At 73.5% G+C, this 7,191-nt stretch carries 5 protein-coding genes; 1 reads left to right on the top strand and 4 read right to left on the bottom strand.

The window, feature by feature from the left end; genetic code table 11:
* Positions 1-101: 101 nt before the first annotated feature.
* Both ACFV18_RS32740 and ACFV18_RS32735 read right to left on the bottom strand, forming a co-directional pair.
* The gene (locus ACFV18_RS32740; RefSeq protein WP_380488956.1) at positions 102-902 is read right to left on the bottom strand and encodes a peptidoglycan-binding protein; all 801 of its coding nucleotides are present in this window, start codon (positions 900-902) and stop codon (positions 102-104) included.
* A gap of 60 nt (positions 903-962) precedes the next feature.
* The gene (locus ACFV18_RS32735) at positions 963-1,556 is read right to left on the bottom strand and encodes a hypothetical protein (RefSeq protein ID WP_380488955.1); all 594 of its coding nucleotides are present in this window, start codon (positions 1,554-1,556) and stop codon (positions 963-965) included.
* A 235-nt stretch (positions 1,557-1,791) separates the two neighbouring features.
* Between ACFV18_RS32735 and ACFV18_RS32730 the strand changes: the two genes are divergently transcribed.
* Positions 1,792-3,183, top strand: a complete 1,392-nt coding sequence (locus ACFV18_RS32730; RefSeq protein ID WP_380488954.1) for a hypothetical protein — start codon at positions 1,792-1,794, stop codon at positions 3,181-3,183.
* 55 nt (positions 3,184-3,238) lie between these two features.
* Here ACFV18_RS32730 and ACFV18_RS32725 read toward each other — a convergent pair whose 3' ends face one another.
* Both ACFV18_RS32725 and ACFV18_RS32720 read right to left on the bottom strand, forming a co-directional pair.
* Complete coding sequence (locus ACFV18_RS32725) at positions 3,239-3,865, bottom strand: hypothetical protein (protein WP_380488953.1); 627 nt, start codon at positions 3,863-3,865, stop codon at positions 3,239-3,241.
* Between the two features lie 82 nt (positions 3,866-3,947).
* Positions 3,948-6,581 carry a Helicase associated domain protein gene (locus tag ACFV18_RS32720; protein WP_380488957.1) on the bottom strand — a complete coding sequence of 878 codons (2,634 nt, stop codon included), beginning with the start codon at positions 6,579-6,581 and terminating at the stop codon, positions 3,948-3,950.
* Between the last annotated feature and the right edge of the window lie 610 nt (positions 6,582-7,191).

Genomic DNA, 7,191 nt, shown 5'->3' with positions numbered 1-7,191 from the left:
TCGGGCCCGCACACAAACGGGGGGGGGCCCCCCCGGTCGGGGGGGGGCCCGGGGTGGGGGGGGGGGGGGGGGGCCCCGCCGGGCCCCGCCCCACGGACGGGTCACAGGGTGTACTTGATGTCCCAGTGCACGGGGCCGCCGTTCTTGGGGTGTTCCAGGACGTACTCGGCGGAGTGGGTGAGCCAGCGCGGGTCGTTGCCGCGGTCCGGGCCGCGGAACATGTGGCTGGTGATGAACTTGTCGATGCACGGGTTGGGCCGGATGTCGATCTTGTAGCCCTCGCTGTGGGAGCGGGAACCGGCGTTGTGGCCGGCCTCGGTGCCGCCGGTGACCGTCACGTCGCAGCCGCTGCGCTTCTTCAGGTCGATGGCGAGGTCGAGCGTCGGGGCGAGGATGTCGGTGAAGCTGGTGCAGCCGCGCTTGTCCTTGTCCATGCAGCCGTTGTTGCTGGCGTGCCAGGTGACGCCTGCGGCGCGCAGCCGGGAGACGGCCTGGGTGTTGGTGAGCCTGGTGGGCGTGCGGGAGGGCTTCTTCGCGGGCGGGGCGAGCAGGGCGAAGAAAGTGGTGTTGGTGTCGAACCCGGTCGGGGCGAAGTCGTGGACGAACCCGGTCGGGGCGAGGCCGTGGTCGCGCTGGAAGTCCTGGACGGCGTAGAGGGTGCGCGCCCCGTAGGAGCCGTCCACGGTGACCGGGTAGCCGTGGACAACCAGGCGGCGCTGGATCTCCTTCACCTCCTCCTGCTCCGTCTTGGCCTTCGAGGACGGCTTGGCCGTGGCGGAGGCGGCGGGCGCGGGGCCGGCGGCGGCGAGGCCGGTGAGGATCAGCGCCGCGGCGAGCAGCGCGAGGAGCATCCGGACGTAGCGGTTCGCGCCCGCCGCGGCCAAGGTCGAGGGCATGTTCATCGTCATGGGTTCCTTGTCTCGCTGGGGGAAGGACTGGTCGGGTTCGGAAGAGGTCGGGGGTCAGTGGCGGGGACGGTTGAACCAGGCGACGGCGTCGGGACGGGTGGCGAGGTAGGCGACCAGGGCGCCGCCGGCGGCAGTGGCCAGCGCCCGCACCACGGCGCCGCCGCCAGTGGCGGAGCCGCTGACGGCGAGGGCGAGGACGCCCATCAGGCACTGCCAGCCGCCGAAGGCGACCATCGCGCTGCGGAGCGCGCTGCGACCCTTGTCGATCCGCAGGGCCAGCACGATGGCGACGACGGCGTGCAGGCCGACCCACACCAGGGCCAGCTGAGCGAACTCGACCCCGGCCTGCGCGGCCTGCCCCTGACCGGAAGCCGCGGCGAACCACGCGTCGTGGTACCGGGCGAGGGAGTCGCGCAGCGCCTGGGCCTGCAGGAGCGCCACGGCGGCCAGGACGAGGTTCAGCACGGCCGTGACGATCAACGTGATCCGCGTGCGCAGCACCGGCCGCGGCAGCACCCCGGCGGGCGCGGCGGGCGCGGCGGGGGGCTGGGTGTGGCCGGGCGGGACGAACGGGGGGTACGAGGGCCGGGGCGGCAGCGGCTGTCCGCCTGCGATCTGCGGGGCGGGGGCGGTGGGTGCGGTGTACATCGGATCTCCTTGGGACGGTGCGTGCGGTTGAGGGCGTGCGGCAGCGCGCACGGGGGCGCGTGCGGGGGTTGGGGGAGTCGGCGGTGCGTCCGACGCACCGTCACAACTGATGCTGCCGGGCAGCCGGGTGGCGGTGAAGTGCCTTCCGGGGGTGGAGAATTCCGCTGGAACTTCCACCGCCGCGACCAGCGGTTCCACCGTTCCAGCGGAACTTTCAGAAGGGGGAACGAGCGCTGTGGGGACCGACGACGACCCGGCTTTCACCGCTGCCGTGCTGGCGCTCGCCGCCGACATGGACGAGTGGGCGAAGACCGTCTGGCAGAAATTCAAGGGCAGGGTCCGAGGCGACGGCTGGCTCTTCGACAACATCAAGGCCACCGGGGCCTACAGGTCGCAGATCTCCGCCTGGAGGAAGGGACGCGGGGCCGTGGCCACCGACCGGGCCCTGCCGACGGCGGAGGAGACCCGGGCGATCGCGGCCCTGCTGGGGCTGGAGGGCCGGGACGCGGCCGAGCTGATCGGGCGCGGCCACAGGATCGAGAAGGCGTACAACGACCTCAAGCGGCACCACCGCTGGAGGCAGAGGGCGGGCGAGGTCCTCGCCCGCAACGCGGCCGGCGCCGCGGCTGCTCCCGGCAGGGCGGCGGTGTCTTCCCCAGGCGCTGTTGCCGGCACTTCGGCGGAGCGGTCGGGTACAGGGGCCGCCGATCAGGTCGAACCGTCCCGGGCACAGGACCCGGAACCCGGGCCGGAGCCGGAGCCCGGGCCGGAGCCGGAGCCCGGGCCGGAGCCGGAGCCGGAGTTGGCGGAGGTGGAGGAGCCGGAGGCCGGCTCCGGGGCGGCCCCGGAGCGGGAGGAGAACCCGGCCCCGCCCGCCCGGGCCGTGCTGCCCGTGCCCGTCCCGGCCGGGACGGCTCCCGCTCTTCCGCAGCCCCAGCCCCAGCCGCAGCCGCCCGCAGGCCCGGGCACGGCGCAGGCGAGGTGGTGGTCCCGCCGGGGGGTGCAGGCGGCAGCAGCAGTCGCCGTCGTGGCCGCAGCCCTGGCCGGCAGTACCTGGTACGCCAGGTCCTCGGAGGTGGAGTCTGCGAACCTGCCCTCCGGCGACACGGCCGTAGTCCCTCCGACCGGGACCGCCCCGCAGAGCACGACGGCGCCGAACCCGCCGCTGTCGGGCAGCCCTTCGGCGAGTCCGTCCCCGTCGGGCCGGGCTTCGGCGAGGCCGTCGCTGTCGGGGCCGGCCTCCGCCCTCCCCGACGGGGAGAAGTGCCGCGGCCCGGTGACGGCCTACACCAGCCGCGGCGCCGCCGTGGACGTCTGCGTCCGCAGGTCGGGCAACGACGTCTACATGGTCGGCTACATCCAGTCGACCCGGCCGCTGTCCGTCGACCTCTACCTGTGGCTCAAGGGCACCGAAGACACCAGTGCCGTCTACCCGGCCGACAAGGCCGTCCCGTGGACGAACGTCCCCGTCACCTCGACCCAGGTTCGCAAGGAAACCAAGATCGCCATGCGCCTGACCCCCGGCGCGACGTACACCGTCTGCTTCCAGGACTACCCCGTCGGAAGCCCCGCCCCGAACATCAAAAGTGCCGCCGTCGACGGCCGCCAGGTCGAATTCATCTACTGACCGCACGGGGCCGGCCACCAGTCGGTGGCGGCCCCGCCGCTTTGCTGCCCAGGCGCTACCAGTCCAGCGCCGGCCCGCCGTAGCTGTCGCCGTAGTCCTCGCGCCCGAAGCGCGGCCGCTCCCGGTAGACCGCGGGCGGCTGCTCGCGGTGGCTCTCCATCCCGGGCGGCGCCGGGGTGACCGGGACCGGGGGGACGTGGACCAGGCCGTCGCCGTCGACCCGGACGTGCTCGGCCAGCACCGCCAGCACCCGCTCCGCGCTCCACCCCAGCCCCTCCGCCAGCGCCTCCAGGCGCCGCCCGGCCTCGCCCGGCACCACCACCTTCACCTGGACCCGGTCCGGCGGCGGCACAGGCGGCACCGGCCGCGCCGGGCGCTGCTGGCGGGCCCGGCGTCCGGCCTGCAACTGCTGCTCCCACTCGGCCAGCCACGCCTGGGCCTGCGCGTCGAGGGCGACGTCGTACACCGCCCCCGGACCGCCCGAGGCGACCAGGGCGGCGATGCGCTCCCACTCCTCCACCTCCCACCCCGCACCCAACCCCGCGTGCTCGTCCCGGCCGGACTGCCGCTCCCAGCCCCGCGCGGCCACCAGGCCCGCCCCGATCTGCTCCGCCGTCAGCCCCCGGGCCTGGCGCTGCACCCGCCGCCGCGCCGCCGCCAGCCGATGCACCTGATCGAACATCACCGCACCACCTCTCCGGCCGGCACCGCCGACACGTCCTCGCCGCACTCCCCGCAGTACCAGTCCGCCAGCCAGGAGACCGTCACCGCGCCGCCTCCTCGGTCTCCCACCGCACCGGGGCCAGCTCCGCGGCCCACTCGACCCCGGCCCGGCCGAGCGCGACGAGCTGCTGCGCCGTCAGCTTCGCCCGGCGGCTGCGCTGGTTGGACAGCCACGCCCCCAGGCCCAGCAGCACCGGCTCCTCGGAGCCCTCGGCGGCCTCCACCGGCTCCTTGTGCTGCCGGGGCACCCGCACGTGCCCCTCGCGCCGCGCGAAAGCGTGCAGGGCCTCCAAATGCTGCGCGAAGCGGTCCGCCCGCCCCTTCACCGGCCGGGTCGCCTTCTCCGCCTTCGCGGCGGCCTCGGCGGCCAGCTCCTGGTCCTCCTCGATGCCCAGCGCCAGGAGCAGATCCTGCTGCTCCTCGGCGAGCTGCGCCCAGGACCCGCGCTGCGCGCGCACCCAGCGGCCGATCGTCTCGCCCTCGAAAGCCGTCTCGACCGGCAGGCCGGGCCAGTCGACCCGGCCCTCGCAGGCCAGCCACCACGCCCTGGCGGCCGCGTACGAGCGCTGCCAGGTGATCGGCCAGGCCGGGCACCACCACGGGTCGATCGCCTCCAGCGCCTGGCGCCGATCGGGCGACAGTGCCCCCGGCTGGTCGGCCGGTACCTCCGCCTGCGCCCGCAGCTCCACCAGCCACGTGCCGATCGCGTACCCGCCGATGGACGCCCGCGACGGCGCGGCCAGCGACCCGTGGTGCTCCGCCGCCCACTGCCGCGCCCACGCGAGCCCGGCCTCGAAACGGGCGTCGGAAACCGACCAGACCATGCCCAGAGAATCCAGGAGCGCGACACGGTAGTCCGCCATGTCGCCCGTGGAGCGCTCGTGACGCCGGTCCGAGAGCCACTTCCCGAGCGGGAAATTACCCAACTCGCCCACCATCGCGTTGTACGGGACATCGAGCGAACCGTTTTCCTCGACCCACTCCGCGCAATGCTGCATACCCTCCTTCCAATACACGCTCTCGGACCGGAAGACCTGCGTGGAGACGAACAGCGCGAGCGCGGTCTGGGACACCCGGGACTGGAACCGCACCGGCAGCGTGAACGCCCCCGCCGACTCCTCCTCGCCCCCGCCCTCACCAGGCGCGCCAACGAGTTCGGCCCGCCCGCCGGTGGTCCGCCGCCCGCTGCTCTGCGGCACCGCCAGCGCCTCCAGGAGCCGGGCGTCGTGGCTGCGGATCGCGGTCAAGACCTTGACCAGGGGCCCATAGGAATCCGACTCCATAATGTCCCCGGGCTGCTCGCCCTTGCGCAGGAAAACCGGCACGACAATACGCGCCACTTTCCCCTCACCGGGCTTCATGCGGAGCGCACGCCCTATGGCCTGCACGATATCGACCATGCTCCCCCGACCCTGGAGGAGAATGGAATCAGCCCCCGGCATGTCCACACCCTCACCCAGAACACGGCAATTCGACAGCACCCGATACCCCAGACCGTCGTACTCCTCCAACTGCCCGAAGTCCCCGAGAATGTAGCGGCGGTAATCCGCCGGGTGCTCACCGGACAGCCACTGCGCCCATACCTCCTCGGGGAATTCGTCCGGGTTCTCCAGGAACAGGCGCTCCGCCGTCTGGTTCAGCGTCTCGCTGAAGTAGCGGGCCTCCAGCGTCCTCGGGTGGAACGTGATCGTGCGCCGCAGCCGGTGCATGGCCGCGACCTTGAGCAGCCCGGCCTGCATGGCTGCGACCCGTGCGACCGGCACCTGGTCCTCGGACCCGTCCTCCGCCTCGCCCGCGCCGGCACCCCACGGCACCGGCTGCTCGGCCGCCGCGTCCGCGTCCGTCTCCGGGTCGCGCAGCTCCAGGACCACGATCTCGAACGGGGCCAGCAGGCCCCGGTCCACCGCCTCCGCGAGACCTAGTGTGTACACCTGCGGCCCGTAAATGGCCTGGTCGTCCATGGAGACGGCCAGCTCCTCCGGCAGCGGCTGGAAAGCCTCCCGCCCCTCCGACTCCTCCCGGCGCCGCTTCGGCGGCATCCAGATCCGCGGCGTCGCCGTCGTGTACAGCCGCCGCGCCGACGGGATCGCCGCCTGGTCGTGCACCACCGTCCACGCTTTTTCTGCCGACCCGGAGGAGCGGTGCGCCTCGTCACACACCATCAGGTCCAGCGGAGCCAGTTCCCGGCCCTCCTCCTGCCGCCAGACCTCGTAGGCGTCCTCCACCGCCCCCGCCGCCGCGTACGTCGAGTACAGCGTCAGCGGTTTCCCCGCAGCCGCCGCCCGGTCGATCCACGACGCGATGACCAGCGGATGCGTGGTCCCCGGCATTCCCTCCGGCAGCTCCTCCTTGACCAGCGAGCACACCGCCAGCGCCTCCCCCGCGCGGCCGGCCTCCACCCACGACGCCCGCATCTGCGTCAGCAGGTCCAGGGTCGGCACCACCACCATCACCACACCCCGCGGCGCGAGCCGCTGCGCCGCCACCGCCCCCACGAAGCTCTTGCCGGTGCCGGTGGCGAGCTGCACCGTGGCCCGCAGGCCCGCCGGGACCACGCGCCCCGGACGGGGCGTCAGCGCCCGCACGATGGCCTCCACCGCCTCCTCCTGGTGCGGCCTCAGCCGGATGCCTCGGGCCCGCCCCTGACGCCCCGCCACCGCCCCGGAAGTCCCCATGCCCTGCCCCTCTCGAATAGGCACCCGCATTCGCGCGGGAAAGCCTCGCAGTCAGTTTTGATGCACGCGGCCGGACGAAACTCGAAGAGAAATTCGACCGACAATACGGCCCATTAAAAGCGACCGAACAGCAGAATATCAGAGCCCCGGTCGAGCCCGCAGGAAAACGCGGAAACCCGGGAGGGGAGAGTCCTACAGGCGGGATCGGCTGACAGTGCGAAGTGAAGCATCACGGCGGAGCGTCAGATCCGGGCCGCCCTTCGCGCCCAAGAGGTCCAGACCACTTATCGACCGATCCGCCCGCGCCGGCACTTCCCCGCCCCGGCCCCCACGGGCCCGCATCCGACCACCGCGCCGGCCCCTCCTCCTAGCCAGCCCGGCCGCAGGCCGCCTCTCCGTCAGCCAAAAACCCAGCTCAGCGAGTTGACCGAGCCTCAGCCAACCCCGGGCCGCCGGAGCGAAGCGGAGCGGCCCCGGGCCGAGCGCGAAGCGCCAGCCGCGACCGGCGAAGCCGGGAGCCGGACACGCGGAGCGGGTCTAGGCCACCCGAAGGGTGGCCCCCTCGCGCGGAGCGCGAGGCGAACCGAAGGGCCGAAGGCCCGTAGGGACC

The sequence above is a fragment of the Kitasatospora sp. NPDC059673 genome (genome assembly GCF_042734215.1).
GTDB lineage: Bacteria > Actinomycetota > Actinomycetes > Streptomycetales > Streptomycetaceae > Kitasatospora.
Note: the sequence above shows the minus strand (reverse complement) of the source record. Positions and strands in the feature narration are given on the sequence as shown.